Here is a 17,974-nt window from a genome sequence, read left to right on the forward strand (position 1 = left end):
AAGAAGTAGTCGAGTGCATGGGGGGTTTTACGCGCCGCACGCCTCGTTATTACTGGTGAAGCTTGGGGTTGTGTTTGTTGGCACAACACTGATCTCAACCTAGGCGTGTACTTAAGACCCTGCGCGTTGCGCAGGATGGGGCATCCATAAGTGCTGAAGCACTAACGGCTGCCGACACACACTGGTTATAGGATCAAGCCTTACGGGCAATTAGTATCAGTTAGCTTAATGCATTACTGCACTTCCACACCTGACCTATCAACGTCCTGGTCTAGAACGACCCTTCAAGGAGCTCGAAGCTCCAGGGATATCTCATCTCAAGGCGAGTTTCCCGCTTAGATGCTTTCAGCGGTTATCTCTTCCGAACATAGCTACCCGGCGATGCCACTGGCGTGACAACCGGTACACCAGAGGTTCGTCCACTCCGGTCCTCTCGTACTAGGAGCAGCCCCCTTCAAATATCCAACGCCCACGGCAGATAGGGACCAAACTGTCTCACGACGTTTTAAACCCAGCTCACGTACCTCTTTAAATGGCGAACAGCCATACCCTTGGGACCGGCTACAGCCCCAGGATGAGATGAGCCGACATCGAGGTGCCAAACACCGCCGTCGATATGAACTCTTGGGCGGTATCAGCCTGTTATCCCCAGAGTACCTTTTATCCGTTGAGCGATGGCCCTTCCATACAGAACCACCGGATCACTATGACCTGCTTTCGCACCTGCTCGACTTGTCGGTCTCGCAGTTAAGCACGCTTATGCCATTGCACTATCAGCACGATTTCCGACCGTACCTAGCGTACCTTCGTACTCCTCCGTTACACTTTGGGAGGAGACCGCCCCAGTCAAACTGCCTACCATGCACTGTCCCCGATCCGGATCACGGACCAAGGTTAGAACCTCAAACAAACCAGGGTGGTATTTCAAGGACGGCTCCACCGAAACTAGCGTTCCGGTTTCATAGCCTCCCACCTATCCTACACAGATCGGTTCAAAGTCCAATGCAAAGCTACAGTAAAGGTTCATGGGGTCTTTCCGTCTAGCCGCGGGGAGATTGCATCATCACAAACACTTCAACTTCGCTGAGTCTCGGGAGGAGACAGTGTGGCCATCGTTACGCCATTCGTGCAGGTCGGAACTTACCCGACAAGGAATTTCGCTACCTTAGGACCGTTATAGTTACGGCCGCCGTTTACCGGGACTTCAATCAAGAGCTTGCACCCCATCATTTAATCTTCCGGCACCGGGCAGGCGTCACACCCTATACGTCCACTTTCGTGTTTGCAGAGTGCTGTGTTTTTATTAAACAGTCGCAGCCACCAGTTTATTGCAACCCCTTCACCCTTTGCGCGCAGGCGCATCAAGCTACAGGGGCGTACCTTATCCCGAAGTTACGGTACCAATTTGCCGAGTTCCTTCTCCCGAGTTCTCTCAAGCGCCTTAGAATACTCATCTCGCCCACCTGTGTCGGTTTGCGGTACGGTCTTGTTAAACTGAAGCTTAGAGGCTTTTCTTGGAACCACTTCCGATTGCTTCTTCGCCTAAGCGAATGGCCTCGTACCCTTGAATTCCGCGCCCGGATTTGCCTAAGCGCCTTCTCCAATACAAGGACCGGGACTTCCAACACCCGGACAACCTTCCGCGATCCGTCCCCCCATCGCATTTAACAATGGTGCAGGAATATTAACCTGCTTCCCATCAGCTACGCATTTCTGCCTCGCCTTAGGGGCCGACTCACCCTACGCCGATGAACGTTGCGTAGGAAACCTTGGGCTTACGGCGAGGGGGCTTTTCACCCCCTTTATCGCTACTCATGTCAGCATTCGCACTTCCGATACCTCCAGCACACTTTTCAATGCACCTTCACAGGCTTACGGAACGCTCTCCTACCATGCGAGATAAATCTCGCATCCGCAGCTTCGGTATATTGCTTAGCCCCGTTACATCTTCCGCGCAGGACGACTCGATCAGTGAGCTATTACGCTTTCTTTAAAGGGTGGCTGCTTCTAAGCCAACCTCCTGACTGTTTTAGCCTTCCCACTTCGTTTCCCACTTAGCAATATTTGGGGACCTTAGCTGGCGGTCTGGGTTGTTTCCCTCTTGACACCGGACGTTAGCACCCGATGTCTGTCTCCCGTGATTGCACTCTTCGGTATTCGGAGTTTGCTATGGCGTAGTAATCCGCAATGGACCCCACAACCATGACAGTGCTCTACCCCCGAAGGTGATACACGAGGCACTACCTAAATAGTTTTCGGAGAGAACCAGCTATTTCCAAGTTTGTTTAGCCTTTCACCCCTATCCACAGCTCATCCCCTAATTTTTCAACATTAGTGGGTTCGGTCCTCCAGTACGTGTTACCGCACCTTCAACCTGGCCATGGATAGATCACTTGGTTTCGGGTCTACGCCCAGCAACTGAACGCCCTATTCGGACTCGCTTTCGCTACGGCTGCCTTAATCAGTTAACCTTGCTACTGAACGTAAGTCGCTGACCCATTATACAAAAGGTACGCCGTCACCCCTTTCAAGGCTCCGACTGTTTGTATGCATGCGGTTTCAGGATCTATTTCACTCCCCTCCCGGGGTTCTTTTCGCCTTTCCCTCACGGTACTGGTTCACTATCGGTCGATCACGAGTATTTAGCCTTGGAGGATGGTCCCCCCATCTTCAGACAGGATTTCACGTGTCCCGCCCTACTTGTCGTACACCTAGTTCCACACATCCGCTTTCGCCTACAGGGCTATCACCTGCTATGGCCACACTTTCCAGAGTGTTCGGCTAACGGTCGTGCTAAAGAGTACAGGCTGATCCCATTTCGCTCGCCACTACTTTGGGAATCTCGGTTGATTTCTTTTCCTGCGGTTACTTAGATGTTTCAGTTCACCGCGTTCGCTTCTCATAGCCTATGGATTCAGCTATGGATACTCCATTCGGAGTGGGTTTCCCCATTCGGACATCGACGGATCAAAGCTCGTTTGCCAGCTCCCCGTCGCTTTTCGCAGGCTACCGCGTCCTTCATCGCCTGTGATCGCCAAGGCATCCACCACATGCACTTGTTCGCTTGACCCTATAACGAGTGTGTCTCCGAGCGTTTTTCTCTACACCGAACCGAAGTTCAATGCGGATGAAACCTCTTTCACCCCGCTATAGGTTGAGTATTCGTGTTGCGCCGTATTCCAAAGCAATCTTTCGATCACCTTTTCATACATTGATACAATCACAACCCTGATTCACCTACTCGCACACCCATCTCTAAGTATGCTTTCGTGAATCTCTTTACTACTTCTTCCAGATTGTTAAAGAACGACAGCATCACCTAAAGCGCTATGCCTTAAATGATTTTACTGACTGGCTCAATCGCCAATGCAAATCACTCTTCATTTAAGAGTGCTTGGCATTGATGATTGGTGGAGGATGACGGGATCGAACCGACGACCCCCTGCTTGCAAAGCAGGTGCTCTCCCAGCTGAGCTAATCCCCCCGTACCTTGATGCTTGAGGGTCCGTAAATTCTATTGAATGTGATTCACTTCTCGTGAGCCACCTTCAAGCGAATCATGGTGGGTCTGGTTGGATTCGAACCAACGACCCCCGCCTTATCAAGACGGTGCTCTAACCAACTGAGCTACAGACCCTTAGCCTGTCTTCTTACAGCCGATAAGCGTGAGCGCTTTAGCACTTCACTTCAAAACGTTTGAGCTCGAGAAAGGAGGTGATCCAGCCGCACCTTCCGATACGGCTACCTTGTTACGACTTCACCCCAGTCATGAATCCTACCGTGGTGACCGTCCTCCTTGCGGTTAGACTAGCCACTTCTGGTAAAACCCACTCCCATGGTGTGACGGGCGGTGTGTACAAGACCCGGGAACGTATTCACCGCGGCATGCTGATCCGCGATTACTAGCGATTCCAGCTTCACGTAGTCGAGTTGCAGACTACGATCCGGACTACGATCGGTTTTCTGGGATTAGCTCCCCCTCACGGGTTGGCAGCCCTCTGTTCCGACCATTGTATGACGTGTGAAGCCCTACCCATAAGGGCCATGAGGACTTGACGTCATCCCCACCTTCCTCCGGTTTGTCACCGGCAGTCTCCTTAGAGTGCTCTTGCGTAGCAACTAAGGACAAGGGTTGCGCTCGTTGCGGGACTTAACCCAACATCTCACGACACGAGCTGACGACAGCCATGCAGCACCTGTGTATCGGTTCTCTTTCGAGCACCCCCACCTTTCAGCAGGGTTCCGACCATGTCAAGGGTAGGTAAGGTTTTTCGCGTTGCATCGAATTAATCCACATCATCCACCGCTTGTGCGGGTCCCCGTCAATTCCTTTGAGTTTTAATCTTGCGACCGTACTCCCCAGGCGGTCAACTTCACGCGTTAGCTACGTTACTAAGTCAATGAAGACCCAACAACTAGTTGACATCGTTTAGGGCGTGGACTACCAGGGTATCTAATCCTGTTTGCTCCCCACGCTTTCGTGCATGAGCGTCAGTATTGGCCCAGGGGGCTGCCTTCGCCATCGGTATTCCTCCACATCTCTACGCATTTCACTGCTACACGTGGAATTCTACCCCCCTCTGCCATACTCTAGCTCGCCAGTCACAAATGCAGTTCCCAGGTTAAGCCCGGGGATTTCACATCTGTCTTAACGAACCGCCTGCGCACGCTTTACGCCCAGTAATTCCGATTAACGCTCGCACCCTACGTATTACCGCGGCTGCTGGCACGTAGTTAGCCGGTGCTTATTCTTCCGGTACCGTCATCCTCCCGCCGTATTAGGGCAGAAGTTTTCTTTCCGGACAAAAGTGCTTTACAACCCGAAGGCCTTCTTCACACACGCGGCATTGCTGGATCAGGGTTTCCCCCATTGTCCAAAATTCCCCACTGCTGCCTCCCGTAGGAGTCTGGGCCGTGTCTCAGTCCCAGTGTGGCTGGTCGTCCTCTCAGACCAGCTACAGATCGTCGCCTTGGTAGGCCTTTACCCCACCAACTAGCTAATCTGCCATCGGCCGCCCCTATAGCGCGAGGTCCCGAAGGATCCCCCGCTTTCTTCCGTAGATCGTATGCGGTATTAATCCGGCTTTCGCCGGGCTATCCCCCACTACAGGACACGTTCCGATGTATTACTCACCCGTTCGCCACTCGCCACCAGGGTTGCCCCCGTGCTGCCGTTCGACTTGCATGTGTAAGGCATGCCGCCAGCGTTCAATCTGAGCCAGGATCAAACTCTTCAGTTCAATGCCTGTTACTGTTTTCTATTCTTGCGAATAGGTCGCTCACTCAACGTACTGACAAGTTCCTCCCATCTTCCAGTTGCCCGAAAGACGCTCAAAACCTACCTTAATACTAGTGTGAGACTTGATACTTTCGCTTCACGGCAGCATCTCCCGAGAAACCCCAGAAAACACCACCACGCTTAAAGCCAAGCACCAAGCGCCCACACTTATCGGCTGTTAGTTTTTAAAGAACATTCGCGCCAACCACAAGATCCCAACCTTCAGAACCCTGCCGCTTTCGCGTTGCTGCATCAGCAGCACAGAAACGAGATTATGAAGAATCTTTTTCTCCTTGTCAACAAGTTTGTGAGCGTTTGCTTTCAAACTTACCGACTTTGGAGGCCGCCTGTTTCTTTAGCGGTCCTCGTCGCGAAACGAGGAGACGAATAGTAGGCGATGGCGCCCACTAAGGCAAGGAGATCTTCAAATTATTTTCGGGGAAACCTCTAGTGGCCCTTCGCGGGTCCCATTTCGTCGATGGGAACGGCTTCCGACATGGCCGCATAACCCGCGTCGCTAGGATGGATATGGTCGCCGCTGTCGTAACGTCGCTGGAGACGGTCCGGATGAGCCGGATCCCGGAGCGCCCGATCGAAGTCGATCACGCCGTCGAATGCATGACTCGAGCGAATCGAGTCATTCACCGCGGTCCTGATCGCCTCGCGCTCCGGCGGCAACGAAGCCGGCGTCAAGGTTGCACCGTAGATCCGGACACCGCGCTGGTGCGCCTGCGCAATCAGACGTTGATACCCGCGCAACAGCGCATCGGCAGTGACAGGCGTATGGGGATCGTCGCAATCCAGGCCGGCGCGCGGGGGCATCGCGGGGAAGTTGATGTCGTTGATGCCGATCAGCAGAATCACCGTCCGCACCCCGGGCTGGCGCAATGCGTCGCGGTCGAACCGGTTCAGCAGCGCATCGCCGTAACACGGCGACCCGCTCAGCAAGCGATTGCCGCTGATTCCCGCATTCACGACCGCGGTGCCATCGATGCCTTTTTGTGTCAGCCGGCGCGCCAATGCGTCGGGCCAGCGACGGTTTGCGTTTGGCGTGGAGCGCATGCCGTCGGTGATCGAATCTCCAATCGTCACGATCGCGCGGGCCGGCGCGGTGTCGACGGAAACGCTCGTCAGCCAAACGAACTGCGTAAAGCGGGTGCGAAACGCGGCGGCGTCGGTATCGGAGGAATGATTGCCTGGCGTCGATACGTAGTTCGTCTGGTTCGCCACCCTGTGCCACCCGGCCATTTTTTGCCCCGCTCCCATATAGGTACTGACGGCGAGCGGCTGGTGGGCGGCGACGTCGAAGGCGATTGGGTCGCTGTCCATCTGGCCACCCGGCGCAATGGTCACGCCCTGCTTGCCGCCGAATGTCACGGCACGGCTCGTCCCTGCACGGATCGCCGCGGCATTGCCGGATACCGCGCGCGCCACCTGCATGCCCTCGATCACCAGCGGCGCAGTGCCATACACATTGCTCATGCGCAGCCGGACGTGCCGGCCGTCGATGGTGGGATACACAATCTGCCGGACCGTCCGGCCACCAATCTCAGGCGCGCGATACAACGCCGGCAAATCCGCCCGTTGCGGAATTGCCTGTAACGCCGCGCCCCAGGCGCTGACCCAGTGTTCGGCCGGCGCGTCGTCGGCGAGAGCGCTGGTGGATGGCAGCAGGGAAGCAAACAGCGTCGCGGCGGCAACGGCGGAAAGGACGCGGAGGTTCATCGGGGGACGGGTGTTTTTTAGGAAAAAACGATTGTGCCTGAATAGGCAAACCAGCCGCTTACAGTTCGGCAGATGATTCGCGACGACGTATCTGCGGCTTGGCCCGCGCTTGTGGCGGGGCTTGTGAGCCCGGTAAGGGACGTTGTTCGGAGACCGGCGACGTAGAACTCACCGCGACGCAATCGAATTAGTGCCTGCATCCACCGATAGCAAACACGCAAACGGACCTGCTTTCGCGGCGGTCGAAATCCCCTGGTCCGATTCCCAAGCAGAGGCACCGAACGTCTTTTGTCGTCGAAAATCGGACCATTTTGTGAAAAGCCCTCAGAATGTCGGCATTCCGCCTCGCGGTTCTCACTTTGTCCGGTACTTATTCAGCATGCATTCCAAAACTTCTCCCAGCACCAGCGCCGCACCCTCCCAAATCGAATGGGAGGAAAAAGGCGAGAACCGTTCGGCGCTCTGGCACTCGGAAAGCGGAATTGCGCCGCCCAAACGCGTGGTGATCGGCGATGACCAGATGACCGCCGACTCCGCCTATCGGCTCGCTTGCGAAGGCACGGCAATTCTCTGGCGCGGCGACTTCCAAAACGCTCGCCAGTTGCTGCAAGCGGTGGCACGACGCATCGAAACGCGGCCAAAAAAATCCGCCAAAGCGAAAGCGAAGGAACGCAGCGCCGCCCCCGATGCACCGCCGGCCGTGCCGCCCGCCCCTGCGGAGGCGTTCAATTTGCATCGGCTCGCCCAGTCGCAGCGGGCGCGCACGCTCGGCATGCTGCTGTTGCCGCTGGACGCTGAATACGCCATTCCGCTGCGCCGCGCGCCGGTTGTGAAAGAAGCGTGTGAAGAGGCGTATGGTGCGGCAACGGGTGAATCGGTTGTGTCGCTGCGGGAGGTGCTTGGGCTGGTCGGCGCGCACGAGTGGCGCAAAAAGGGCGTGGACGTCGAGGCGCTTGGGGCGCGAATTCATCCTTACTATGGCGTGTTTTCGCCCGTGCGCGGTGAGTACATCAAGCTGGTGGCGGATCAGCCGTTGCCATCGAAGGAACTGGCTTTCGATATTGGCACCGGGACGGGCGTGCTTGCTGCCTTGCTGGCTCAGCGCGGCGTGAAGCGTGTGATCGCGACCGAAATTGATGCCCGGGCGCTGGCCTGCGCGCGCGAAAACATCGAATTATTGGGGTATGAGCAACAAGTGAAGGTGCTCGAAGCCGATCTGTTTCCCGAAGGCCGCGCGCCGCTGATTGTCTGCAATCCGCCGTGGCTGCCGGCCCGGCCGAGTTCGGCTATTGAACACGCGATCTACGATCCGGAAAGCCGCATGCTGCGCGGATTTCTCGACGGCCTCGCCGCGCATCTGACTCCGGGCGGCGAAGGCTGGCTGATTCTGTCCGATATGGCGGAACATCTTGGCTTGCGAACGCGTGCGGAATTCCAGGAGTGGGTCGACCGCGCCGGTCTGAAGACAGACGGCCGCATGGATATTCGTCCGCATCACCCCCGCGCCGCCGATAAAACCGACCCGCTCTATCACGCGCGTTCGGCTGAGATCACGTCGTTGTGGCGTCTTGTGCCGGCTTGAGTTTGTTCTTAGGCGCTAGCGTCCGCTGCGGGCTTTACGCCCGCTTCACTTCAAATAAGCCAGCGCCGCTTCGCCCGCGACCAAACCGCTCGCGAAACACGCCGTGAGCAGATAGCCGCCAGTCGGCGCTTCCCAATCCAACATCTCTCCTGCGCAGAAAACGCCGGGAAGCGCGTTGAGCATCAGGCGTGAATCGAGCGACTCGAACCTCACGCCGCCCGCACTGCTGATCGCTTCCGCAATCGGCCTCGGACGCGTCACGGTCAAGGGCAACGCCTTGATACGCTGAGCGAGGCGCGTGGTATTAGCGAAATCTTCTCGGCTCAGCACTTCTCGCAGCAAACCCGCCTTCGCGCCCGTCAGGTTCAGGCGACTCTGCAAATGGCTCGACATCGACCGAGCGCCGCGTGGATGCGTCACTTCATCGTGGACACGCTGCGGCGTCAATGCCGGCAAGAGATCAAGGAAAAACGTGCCATCGCCGGCAGCTAGACGATCGCGGATGCGTGCGGACATCGCGTAGATCAGGCTGCCTTCAATACCTGTCGATGTCAGCAAACACTCGCCCGTGCGCCAGTCGATACCCCCCAAACCAATCGCCACAGCTTTCAGCGGCTCGCCGGCAAAACGGCTGCTGAAGTGCTCGCTCCAGTCGATATCGAAACCACAATTCGACGGCTTGAACGGCGACACACCCACGTTCTGCACTTCCAGATGTGGAATCCACGCAGCGTCCGAGCCGAGTCGCGGCCAGCTCGCGCCACCCAGCGCGAGGACAACGGCATCGGCTTCGACCGGGCGCTCGCCGTCTGGCGTGGCGAAACGTAAAACCCGCTGAGCATCGTGGCCCCAGCCAATCCACTTATGCCGCATATGGAAGCGTACGCCCGACCCGCGTAGCCGATGCAACCAGGCGCGCAGCATTGGCGCGGCTTTCATGTCGGTGGGAAACACGCGGCCAGAGCTGCCAACGAAGGTTTCCACGCCCAATCCGTGAACCCATGCGCGTAACGCGGTGGCATCGAAACGGCTCAGCAACGGCTCAATCTGCGCCCGGCGCTCGGCATAACGCGCGAGGAACGGTTCGGCGGCCTCGGAATGCGTGAGGTTCATGCCGCCCTTGCCGGCCATCAGGAACTTGCGGCCCACCGACGGCATGGCGTCATACAAATCCACTTCGACGCCGCCCGCCGCCAGCGCTTCCGCAGCCATCAAGCCAGCAGGGCCGCCGCCGATAACGGCAACACGCGCGCAACGAGTTTCGGGGGAGGACGTTAACGATGACGGCATGCGGGAACACGGTTGGAAGCGAAGCAGTATTGTCGCATTCGGCGTCGGGGAACCGCGAACGGGCCATAGCTCGCGCCGGATCGAACTGAGTGCGCCCTGTCGCGCGCTGCATAATCCGACGAGGACGGCAAAAAAGGAGATGTCGATGCAAATCGATTGGTCGAGCATCCATTCCGGTCAGGCCGATGCGCTGCACGACGTAGTAGTCGAATTGTCCGGCTGGATGATTCCGCTCGAAATGGAACCTTGCGTCGATTACTTTCTGCTCGCAGAAGACGCTCCGTGTTGTCCGGGCTGCGCACCTGCCGATCCACGTTCGAGTATTGAGGTTATTGGCGCTTCGTTGATTCAGATCCAGTACGGGCCGGTGACAATTCGCGGACGGCTGCGCCGCTTGATCGACGATCCAACTGGCTGGCGTTATCAACTGATCGATGCGTGCGTGACCAGCCAGAGCAGGCCATTCAGCCGGCGTGCGTTCCTGGCATCGACCGCCGCGTTGGGTTTGGTGGCGTGCGCTCGTGGCCGTTTCGCCGGATATACGGACAATCCGGACGCGCCAGCCACCGCTCAAAGCTGGCGCTCGACCGGCACGCTGACGATGGACATGCACAGCCACGCCGGACGGGTGACCATCTCCCGCGATCCGGCGATTGGCGCGAGCCGCCCTTTCGCCCCGCTTGCCGCGCCCATGCGCAGCGGCGGCATGAACGTGGTCACGCTGGCGATCGTCACCGACACCGTGGTCACGCGGGTATCGGCGGACCGCAAACGCTTTGAGGCGTACCGGCCGCCCGCGCCCGGCGAACTGTATGCGCTCGGGCAAACCGAGTTCGCGCGGGTTCACGCATTGATCGAGCGCGAACAATTGAATGTGATTACCAGCAGCGCGTCGCTGAAAGCGAACGCGAACGCGGGGCCGAGCGCGATCATCGCGTCAGAAGGGGGTGATTTTCTCGAGGGCCAACTGGATCGTGTGGATGATGCGTACACGCAGCACCGGTTGCGCCACTTGCAACTGGTGCACTACCGCGTCAACGAACTCGGCGATATCCAGACAGAACCACCCCAACATGGAGGTTTGACGGATTTCGGCGCGCAAGTGGTCCGGCGATGCAACGACCTTGGGATCGTTGTCGATGTCGCACACGGGACCTTCGATCTCGTTAAACGGGCGGCGTCGGTGTCGTCGAAACCACTGGTTTTGTCTCACACGGCGCTGTCCGCGCATCCTGGTAGCCGGAGTCGCTTGATTAGCCCCGACCACGCCCGTGCCGTCGCCGATACAGGCGGTGTGATTGGCGTCTGGCCAAGTTCGGGGACATTTCGGGATCTGCAGGGGATGGCCGAAGGCGTCAAGCGAATGGCCGATCTGGTCGGCGTTGACCATGTCGGGATGGGCACGGACATGCTCGGCTTCATTTCTCCGCCAGTTTTCACCCACTACGGCCAACTGCCTGACTTTGCAAACCTGCTGCTCGCTGCGGGATTCTCGAACGAAGAGACGGCGAAGATTCTTGGGGAGAACTACAGGCGGGTCTTTGAAGTGAGCGTTGGATAGACGGTCGAGGGATGGACGGAGTGGAACGGGCATTCACTCCGGCAGTCTCGCTTTGACTTCACCGCTCGTATTCCGGGCAAGAAACACCTCACGTCCCCACCTCGGCACGCTCATCTCAAAAAATAACTATTAACCGACCGGACGGTCGGCTTATAATTGCGCCACAGTGACTTCCTAGAGCGAGCGATCGTCATGTACACGCAATCCCTCGATATCCCCGGCAACGTGCAGTCCGTCGATCCGGCGTCCACATCGCCGGAACTCAGCCGTTTTGACGCCGTGATGGCCGCCGACGGCAAGATCGAACCGCAGGACTGGATGCCGGAGGCATACCGCAAGACGCTGGTCCGCCAGATCTCGCAGCACGCGCATTCGGAAATCGTCGGCATGTTGCCCGAAGGCAACTGGATTTCGCGCGCTCCGAGCCTGAAGCGCAAGGCGATCCTGCTCGCAAAGGTGCAGGACGAAGGCGGTCACGGTCTCTATCTATATAGCGCGGCGGAAACCATGGGCGTGTCGCGAGACCAACTCGTCGATGCCCTGCATGCCGGAAAAGCCAAGTACTCAAGCATCTTCAATTACCCAACGCCCACCTGGGCGGACGTTGGCGTGATCGGCTGGCTGGTGGACGGCGCGGCGATCATGAACCAGATTCCGCTCTGCCGCTGCACGTACGGCCCGTATGCGCGCGCCATGATCCGTATCTGTAAGGAAGAGTCGTTCCATCAACGGCAAGGTTTCGACGCGCTGCTTTCCATGATGAAAGGGACGGATGCTCAGAAGGAAATGGTGCAGCAAGCGGTGGATCGCTGGTGGTGGCCCGTGCTGATGATGTTCGGCCCGAGCGACAAGGATTCTATTCACAGCGGGCAGTCGTTCAAATGGGGCATCAAGCGGATATCGAATGATGATTTGCGCCAGAAATTCGTCGATGCCACCGTCGAGCAAGCCAAGATCCTCGGCGTCACGCTGCCCGATCCCGATCTGAAATGGAACGAAGAACGCCAGGCGCACGACTACGGCGAGATCGACTGGGAAGAATTCTGGCGCGTCGTGAACGGCGACGGCCCCTGCAACAAAGAACGCCTCGCCACGCGAGTCAAGGCACACGACGACGGCCTCTGGGTTCGCGAAGCCGCCCTCGCCTACGCCGCCAAGCAAGCCGCGCGTGCGCAAAAGCAAGCTGCATAAAGGAAGGAGCGAAAAATGAATAGTGAATGGCCGATCTGGGAAGTGTTCGTACGCAGCAAGCAGGGCCTTGACCACAAGCATTGCGGCAGCCTGCACGCGCCGGATGCACCCGCAGCGCTACGCATGGCACGCGATGTCTACACGCGGCGTCAGGAAGGCGTGAGCATTTGGGTAGTGCCATCGGCGGCAATCACGGCTTCCGATCCCGCCGATAAAGCCGAGTTCTTCGACCCGGCCGGCGACAAGATCTACCGTCACCCCACGTTCTTCGTTCTGCCCGACGAAATCAACCACATGTGAGCGAAGGGTCAAGCCCATGACGACGCCCCAACATCTGTCCTACGTATTGCGTCTCGCCGATAACGCCCTGATCCTCGGCCAGCGTAACGGCGAATGGTGCGGACACGGCCCGGTGCTCGAGGAAGATATCGCGCTGGCGAATATCAGCCTCGACCTGATCGGCCAGGCGAGATTGCTGTACTCGCACGCGGCCACGCTCGACGCCGAGCTCTACGGCACGAAGAAAACCGAAGACGACTACGCGTATTTCCGCAACGAACGCGATTTCCGCAACTACACGCTGACCGAGTTGCCGCACGCAGGTCCGTTATCGGGCACGGCGCGTTCGGATCGCGACTACGCGGTGACGGTCGTGCGCAACTTCCTGTATTCGACGCTGATGGCGCATTTGTGGACGGCGCTCACGCAATCGACGGACGCGCAACTCGCGGCCATCGCGTCGAAGTCGATCAAGGAAACGCGTTATCACCTGAATCACGCGAGCGACTGGCTGCTGCGTTTCGGCGATGGCACTGACGAATCGCATCGTCGGGCTCAGGCCGCAGTGGATTACCTGATGCCGTACACGCGCGAGTTTTTCAGCACGGATGACGTGGAAACGAGTATTGCCGATGCGGGTATCGGTCCGCTCACGGCGGATCTGGAAACCGCGTGGCGTGAAGACGTGGACGCCACGCTCGCTCAAGCCACGCTGCAAAAGCCCGCTGACGCGAAACACGTGACCACGGGCAAGCTCGGCGAACATTCCGAGCACATGGGTTTCCTGCTCGCGGAGTTGCAAAGCATCGCGCGGCAGCATCCCGGCGCGACGTGGTGAACGCGACAATGACAACCGCCGAAGCGACGCTCGAGCGCGTCTGGGAAGTGCTGGACGCGGTGCCGGACCCGGAAATTCCAGTGGTATCCATACGCGAGCTGGGCATTCTCCGCGACGTCCGCCGTGCCGCCGACGACACGCTCGAAATTGTCATCACGCCCACGTATTCCGGATGCCCGGCGATGTACCAGATTGCCGAAGACATTGGCGCGGCATTGAACGAAGCGGGCTTTGCGAACCATCGCATCGAAACAGTTCTGGCGCCGGCGTGGACCACCGACTGGATGACCGACGCAGCCCGCGACAAGCTCCGCCAATACGGCATCGCCCCGCCCATGGGCAATTGCGGTTCAAACGAACACGTACCGCAAGAACGGCCGATCCGCTTCGTGCCGCGCGTCGTCGACAAACCCGCGTGCCCGCGCTGCGGATCATCGAACACCCAGCGCCTCGCCCAATTCGGCTCGACCGCGTGCAAGGCGCTGTATCGCTGCATGGATTGCCGCGAGCCGTTCGACTACTTCAAACCGTACTGAAAACGACCATGGCGACTCCGCAATTCCACTCGCTGCGCATCCGCGACGTCCGTCCCGAAACCGCCGACGCCGTCACGGTTTCCTTCGATGTCCCCGAAACCCTGCGCGACGCATTCCGCTTCACGCAGGGCCAGTTCGTCACGTTGAAAACGCATATTGACGGTGAGGAAACGCGACGCTCATATTCCATTTGCGTCGGCGTGACCGATTACGACCGCGACGGCGAATTGCGGATTGGCATCAAGCGTGTGCGCGGTGGCCGCTTCTCGAATTTCGCCTTCGATACGCTGAAGCCCGGCCACGAAATTGAAGTCATGACGCCCGATGGCCGCTTTTTCACGCACCTGAACGCAGACCACGTGAAGCATTACGTGGCGTTCTCGGGCGGCTCGGGCATCACGCCGGTGCTCGCGATCATCAAGACGACGCTGGAAACCGAGCCGACCAGCCGTTTCACGCTGATCTACGGCAATCGCAGCGTTGACGCGATCATGTTTGCCGAAGAACTCGAAGATTTGAAGAACCGCTTCATGAGCCGGTTCTCGCTGTACCACGTGTTATCGGACGATTTGCAGGATGTCGAGTTGTTCAACGGCGTGCTGAATCAGGAGAAGTGCGCGGCTTTCCTGGAGGCGCTTGTTCCCGCTAATGAAATCGATGAAGCCTTCATTTGCGGTCCCGGCCCGATGATGGACGCCGCCGAAGCCGCGCTGAAAAGCGCGGGCGTACCGCCGCAACAGGTTCACGTCGAACGGTTCGGCACGCCGTTGCCGCAAGCAGGCGTGCCGCCCATTGAAATCACCGACGACACGCCCACGGCGGATCTGGAACTCATCATCGATGGAAAAAAGCGCAAGCTGCGCCTGCCGTATCAGGGCGTGAGCGTGCTCGACGTCGGGTTGAAAGCCGGGCTTGCGCTGCCCTATGCCTGCAAGGGAGGCGTGTGCTGCACGTGCCGCGCGAAGGTGCTGGAAGGTGAAGTGCGCATGGAGAAGAACTACACGCTGGAGCAGCACGAGATTGACGCGGGTTTCGTGCTGACCTGCCAATGCCACCCGATTTCGGACCGCGTGGTTGTGAGCTATGACGAACGTTGAACGCCGGGTTGGCGGATCGCGCTGATTCGATTCGCTTACACTAGGGGTCGCCCGTTCCGAATGCGGCGTGCCGCGCCTCGTCGCCGCACTCGCCGCGCGCCGGGCGGCCTACTTACGTTTGCGGTCACCGCTACTGATGAGCACCATCCACGTTACCAACGGCGACCACGCCGCCGAGATTCTGCGCGAAGCCTTGCAAACAGCGGCCCGCGACGAACGCGTCATCCCACTGAAGGACGACCTTGCGGTTGGCCAGTTGAGAGGGATTGACGACAACCCGGAAACCCGGGCGCTGTTCTGGCAGCAGGTGCTGAACGAACAGAAGTTCGACTTCATATCGAAGCTCCGGGAACAGGACGCCCTCCTGCGCGAACTCGCGCAAGACAGCGGACAGGTCGTGATCTGGCACGGCCAGAGCGCCAGCGACCAGCTAACGCTGCGACGAGTGGCCTACACGTTGCGCAACACGCCGCAACGCTTGAACGAAGCCAAGCTCAGTCATGAAGACCTGCCCTTCGTTACCAACGGCGAAGGCGAAGGCACGCAACAGCGCCGTGGCCGTGAAGACGGTGCGACAGCGGTCGGCATGTTCACGGCGGCCGAACTGGGCGCCAAGTTGCCAACGGCCGCGCCCATTTCGGTGTTGCGCATCAGCCGTCTTGCACTGGAATGGCAGGAAGTGAAGCAGATCAATAGCGAGACCCGCCGCTGGCGTGACAACACGTTCATTTCCGGCACCTATTCCGATATCGATGAAACCATCCTCCAGATAGCCAGCGACGGCTGGCAGGAAGCGCGCAGGCTCGCGGGCCAGGTGATGGGCTCAAGCTTCGGTTTTCTGGTCAGCGATGCCATTGCGTTCTGGCGCTGCCGCGAACTCGTCGCGGCGGGGAAACTGGAGATTCGCGGTGATCTCGCCAAGGTAGCCGACTCCCAGTTGCGCCGCGCCGCGCGGTAGTCACCCGTTCGTCACAGATTAGAATGCCCGTTCGACCCAGCAATTCTCCGAGACTCAATGGCCCGTACAAGAGCGCCTGACCACGACACACAACGCGAGCAGATTCTCGAACTCGCCGCCGCCAAATTTGCGCAGACCAGCTACCCGAGCACGTCGATGGCCGATCTCGCCGCAGCCAGCGGCACCTCCAAAGCGCGGCTTTACCACTACTACGCGAGCAAGGAAGCCATCCTTTTCGACCTGCTCGACCGCTACACGAAGCGGTTGATGCTGATCATCGCGGAAGTGGAGGGAGCAAGCCAACGGCGCGGATTGACGGAGCGCGAGGCATTCGCCGAGCTGATTCGCGCGTTCCTCGCCGAGTACGAAACGTCGCACAGCCGGCATGTGGCGCTGCTTAACGACGTGAAATACCTCGAAGACACGCAGCGTGAAATCGTGCTCGAACGCCAGCGCGGCATTGTCGCGGCGTTCGCCCGGCAACTTGCGCGCGCTTACCCAAAGCGGGCCACTAAAGAGAACCAGACCGCGCTCACCATGATGGTGTTCGGCATGATCAACTGGACATTTACGTGGCTGAAGCCGGACGGGAAGATGGGGTATCGCGAGTTTGCGGAGCAGGTCGTAGGCGTGATCGAGCACGGGATGAACGGCGACAACTGAGTGAAATGGTGCGACGCGTCATTTCACTATCGCACGATTGTACGATTCACGCAACACGGCATAAGCTATTGTTTAATATGCACTTTTATTCATATTACTTGAGAGTTAGACGGGATCCTCCATAGTGAATTACGGGTTTTCCCTAGTACTCCCACCGTGGTTCGGCTAAAATTCGTTTTGCGACGCACCATGTCGCATGACGAATCAAGGAGCCACCATCGTGAACATGCCTTTCAACCGCCACACCGCATCGATCTTCGCAGCAGCGGATCGTTCGCAAACGGCTGCCGGTCGTTCGCCCGTTCTCGTCCGTGAATTGTCCTCGACCGATCGCGAACGCTTGCTCACCCATTTCCTCGCTCTCGACGAAGACGACCGTCTCCTGCGCTTCGGCCAGATCGTGCCGGATCGTGTAATCGAGAACTACGTCGCGAATATCGATTTTTCGCGCGATACGGTCTTCGGTGTTTTCGACGAACAGTTGAACCTCGTGGGCGTCGGTCATCTGGCTTATCTGCCCGCTGAAAACGACAAGCGCACGGCAGAGTTCGGTGTGTCAGTGCTGGAGAGCGCGCGTGGCCGTGGAGTCGGCACCCGCTTGTTCGAGCGTGCCGCCATCCGCAGCCGCAACACGCATGTTTCAATGCTCTACATGCATTGTTTATCACGAAACTCGACCATGATGCATATCGCGAAGAAGTCGGGAATGAAGATCGAATATGCGTATGGCGAAGCCGACGCTTATTTGTCGCTCACGCCCGCCGACCAGGGCAGCATCCTGACGGAGCTGTTGCAGGAGCAGGCAGCGGTCTTCGACTACGCGGTGAAGCGCCAAGCGCGCCGGGCATCGCAAATGTTTCAGGCGTTCATGCCTACTGCCGACGCGGCCTGAATTTCGGGCACACATCAGCAAGCATGCGCAAAAGCACGAAAGGCGGCGAAAGCCGCCTTTTTTGCGTCTGGAGGTTTTGGATGG

General features: G+C 58.4%; 12 protein-coding genes, 2 tRNA genes and 2 rRNA genes. 10 read left to right on the top strand and 6 right to left on the bottom strand.

Annotated features, from left to right (window positions below; genetic code table 11):
• Positions 1 to 189 precede the first annotated feature (189 nt).
• From SBC1_RS16300 to SBC1_RS16320, 5 genes are all read right to left on the bottom strand, one after another.
• Positions 190 to 3,070, bottom strand: a 23S ribosomal RNA gene (locus SBC1_RS16300).
• 338 nt (positions 3,071 to 3,408) lie between these two features.
• Positions 3,409 to 3,484: transfer RNA gene (locus SBC1_RS16305), tRNA-Ala, on the bottom strand.
• Between the two features lie 76 nt (positions 3,485 to 3,560).
• Positions 3,561 to 3,637 (bottom strand) — tRNA-Ile (locus SBC1_RS16310).
• Positions 3,638 to 3,707: 70 nt separating this feature from the next.
• Positions 3,708 to 5,240 (bottom strand): 16S ribosomal RNA (locus SBC1_RS16315).
• Together the 16S and 23S rRNA genes with 2 tRNA genes alongside form the textbook arrangement of a ribosomal RNA operon.
• 485 nt (positions 5,241 to 5,725) lie before the next feature.
• The gene (locus SBC1_RS16320; RefSeq protein WP_165988507.1) at positions 5,726 to 7,003 is read right to left on the bottom strand and encodes an SGNH/GDSL hydrolase family protein; all 1,278 of its coding nucleotides are present in this window, start codon (positions 7,001 to 7,003) and stop codon (positions 5,726 to 5,728) included.
• Between the two features lie 379 nt (positions 7,004 to 7,382).
• Here SBC1_RS16320 and SBC1_RS16325 point away from each other — a divergent pair, with 379 nt between their 5' ends.
• Entirely contained in the window at positions 7,383 to 8,585 is a 1,203-nt protein-coding gene (locus SBC1_RS16325) for a class I SAM-dependent methyltransferase (protein ID WP_165092725.1), read from the top strand.
• Positions 8,586 to 8,630: 45 nt separating this feature from the next.
• Here the strand turns inward: SBC1_RS16325 and SBC1_RS16330 are convergent, their stop codons facing one another.
• The gene (locus SBC1_RS16330; RefSeq protein WP_165988509.1) at positions 8,631 to 9,875 is read right to left on the bottom strand and encodes a TIGR03862 family flavoprotein; all 1,245 of its coding nucleotides are present in this window, start codon (positions 9,873 to 9,875) and stop codon (positions 8,631 to 8,633) included.
• 145 nt (positions 9,876 to 10,020) lie between these two features.
• Between SBC1_RS16330 and SBC1_RS16335 the strand changes: the two genes are divergently transcribed.
• From SBC1_RS16335 to SBC1_RS16375, 9 genes are all read left to right on the top strand, one after another.
• Complete coding sequence (locus tag SBC1_RS16335; protein WP_165988511.1) at positions 10,021 to 11,436, top strand: dipeptidase; 1,416 nt, start codon at positions 10,021 to 10,023, stop codon at positions 11,434 to 11,436.
• A 192-nt stretch (positions 11,437 to 11,628) separates the two neighbouring features.
• On the top strand, positions 11,629 to 12,627 hold the full coding sequence (gene paaA, locus SBC1_RS16340) for a 1,2-phenylacetyl-CoA epoxidase subunit PaaA (protein WP_165988513.1): 999 nt from the start codon (positions 11,629 to 11,631) through the stop codon (positions 12,625 to 12,627).
• A gap of 15 nt (positions 12,628 to 12,642) precedes the next feature.
• Positions 12,643 to 12,927 (top strand): 1,2-phenylacetyl-CoA epoxidase subunit PaaB, encoded by a 285-nt coding sequence (gene paaB / locus SBC1_RS16345; protein ID WP_097259866.1) that lies wholly within the window; start codon positions 12,643 to 12,645, stop codon positions 12,925 to 12,927.
• A 16-nt stretch (positions 12,928 to 12,943) separates the two neighbouring features.
• Positions 12,944 to 13,744 carry a 1,2-phenylacetyl-CoA epoxidase subunit PaaC gene (gene paaC, locus SBC1_RS16350; protein ID WP_165988515.1) on the top strand — a complete coding sequence of 267 codons (801 nt, stop codon included), beginning with the start codon at positions 12,944 to 12,946 and terminating at the stop codon, positions 13,742 to 13,744.
• An 8-nt stretch (positions 13,745 to 13,752) separates the two neighbouring features.
• On the top strand, positions 13,753 to 14,280 hold the full coding sequence (gene paaD / locus SBC1_RS16355; protein WP_165092730.1) for a 1,2-phenylacetyl-CoA epoxidase subunit PaaD: 528 nt from the start codon (positions 13,753 to 13,755) through the stop codon (positions 14,278 to 14,280).
• Between the two features lie 8 nt (positions 14,281 to 14,288).
• Positions 14,289 to 15,377, top strand: coding sequence for a 1,2-phenylacetyl-CoA epoxidase subunit PaaE (paaE, locus tag SBC1_RS16360; protein ID WP_165092731.1), 1,089 nt, complete (start codon positions 14,289 to 14,291; stop codon positions 15,375 to 15,377).
• A gap of 136 nt (positions 15,378 to 15,513) precedes the next feature.
• A complete protein-coding gene (locus tag SBC1_RS16365; RefSeq protein WP_165988517.1) occupies positions 15,514 to 16,335 on the top strand; it encodes a DUF1835 domain-containing protein in 822 nt (273 codons plus the stop codon).
• Positions 16,336 to 16,392: 57 nt separating this feature from the next.
• Complete coding sequence (locus SBC1_RS16370) at positions 16,393 to 16,998, top strand: TetR/AcrR family transcriptional regulator (protein ID WP_165092733.1); 606 nt, start codon at positions 16,393 to 16,395, stop codon at positions 16,996 to 16,998.
• A gap of 226 nt (positions 16,999 to 17,224) precedes the next feature.
• Entirely contained in the window at positions 17,225 to 17,890 is a 666-nt protein-coding gene (locus SBC1_RS16375; protein WP_165093435.1) for a GNAT family N-acetyltransferase, read from the top strand.
• Positions 17,891 to 17,974: the final 84 nt, after the last annotated feature.

Source organism: Caballeronia sp. SBC1, assembly GCF_011493005.1.
Lineage (GTDB): Bacteria > Pseudomonadota > Gammaproteobacteria > Burkholderiales > Burkholderiaceae > Caballeronia.

Excerpts from the sequence above, each read along its gene's own strand:
- paaE (WP_165092731.1), top strand. The coding sequence starts at position 14,289 with ATGGCGACTCCGCAATTCCACTCGCTGCGCATCCGCGACGTCCGTCCC.
- paaD (WP_165092730.1), top strand. The coding sequence starts at position 13,753 with ATGACAACCGCCGAAGCGACGCTCGAGCGCGTCTGGGAAGTGCTGGAC.
- paaC (WP_165988515.1), top strand. The coding sequence starts at position 12,944 with ATGACGACGCCCCAACATCTGTCCTACGTATTGCGTCTCGCCGATAAC.
- paaA (WP_165988513.1), top strand. The coding sequence starts at position 11,629 with ATGTACACGCAATCCCTCGATATCCCCGGCAACGTGCAGTCCGTCGAT.
- paaB (WP_097259866.1), top strand. The coding sequence starts at position 12,643 with ATGAATAGTGAATGGCCGATCTGGGAAGTGTTCGTACGCAGCAAGCAG.
- SBC1_RS16370 (WP_165092733.1), top strand. The coding sequence starts at position 16,393 with ATGGCCCGTACAAGAGCGCCTGACCACGACACACAACGCGAGCAGATT.
- SBC1_RS16325 (WP_165092725.1), top strand. The coding sequence starts at position 7,383 with ATGCATTCCAAAACTTCTCCCAGCACCAGCGCCGCACCCTCCCAAATC.
- SBC1_RS16320 (WP_165988507.1), bottom strand. The coding sequence starts at position 7,003 with ATGAACCTCCGCGTCCTTTCCGCCGTTGCCGCCGCGACGCTGTTTGCT.
- SBC1_RS16375 (WP_165093435.1), top strand. The coding sequence starts at position 17,225 with ATGCCTTTCAACCGCCACACCGCATCGATCTTCGCAGCAGCGGATCGT.
- SBC1_RS16335 (WP_165988511.1), top strand. The coding sequence starts at position 10,021 with ATGCAAATCGATTGGTCGAGCATCCATTCCGGTCAGGCCGATGCGCTG.
- SBC1_RS16330 (WP_165988509.1), bottom strand. The coding sequence starts at position 9,875 with ATGCCGTCATCGTTAACGTCCTCCCCCGAAACTCGTTGCGCGCGTGTT.
- SBC1_RS16365 (WP_165988517.1), top strand. The coding sequence starts at position 15,514 with ATGAGCACCATCCACGTTACCAACGGCGACCACGCCGCCGAGATTCTG.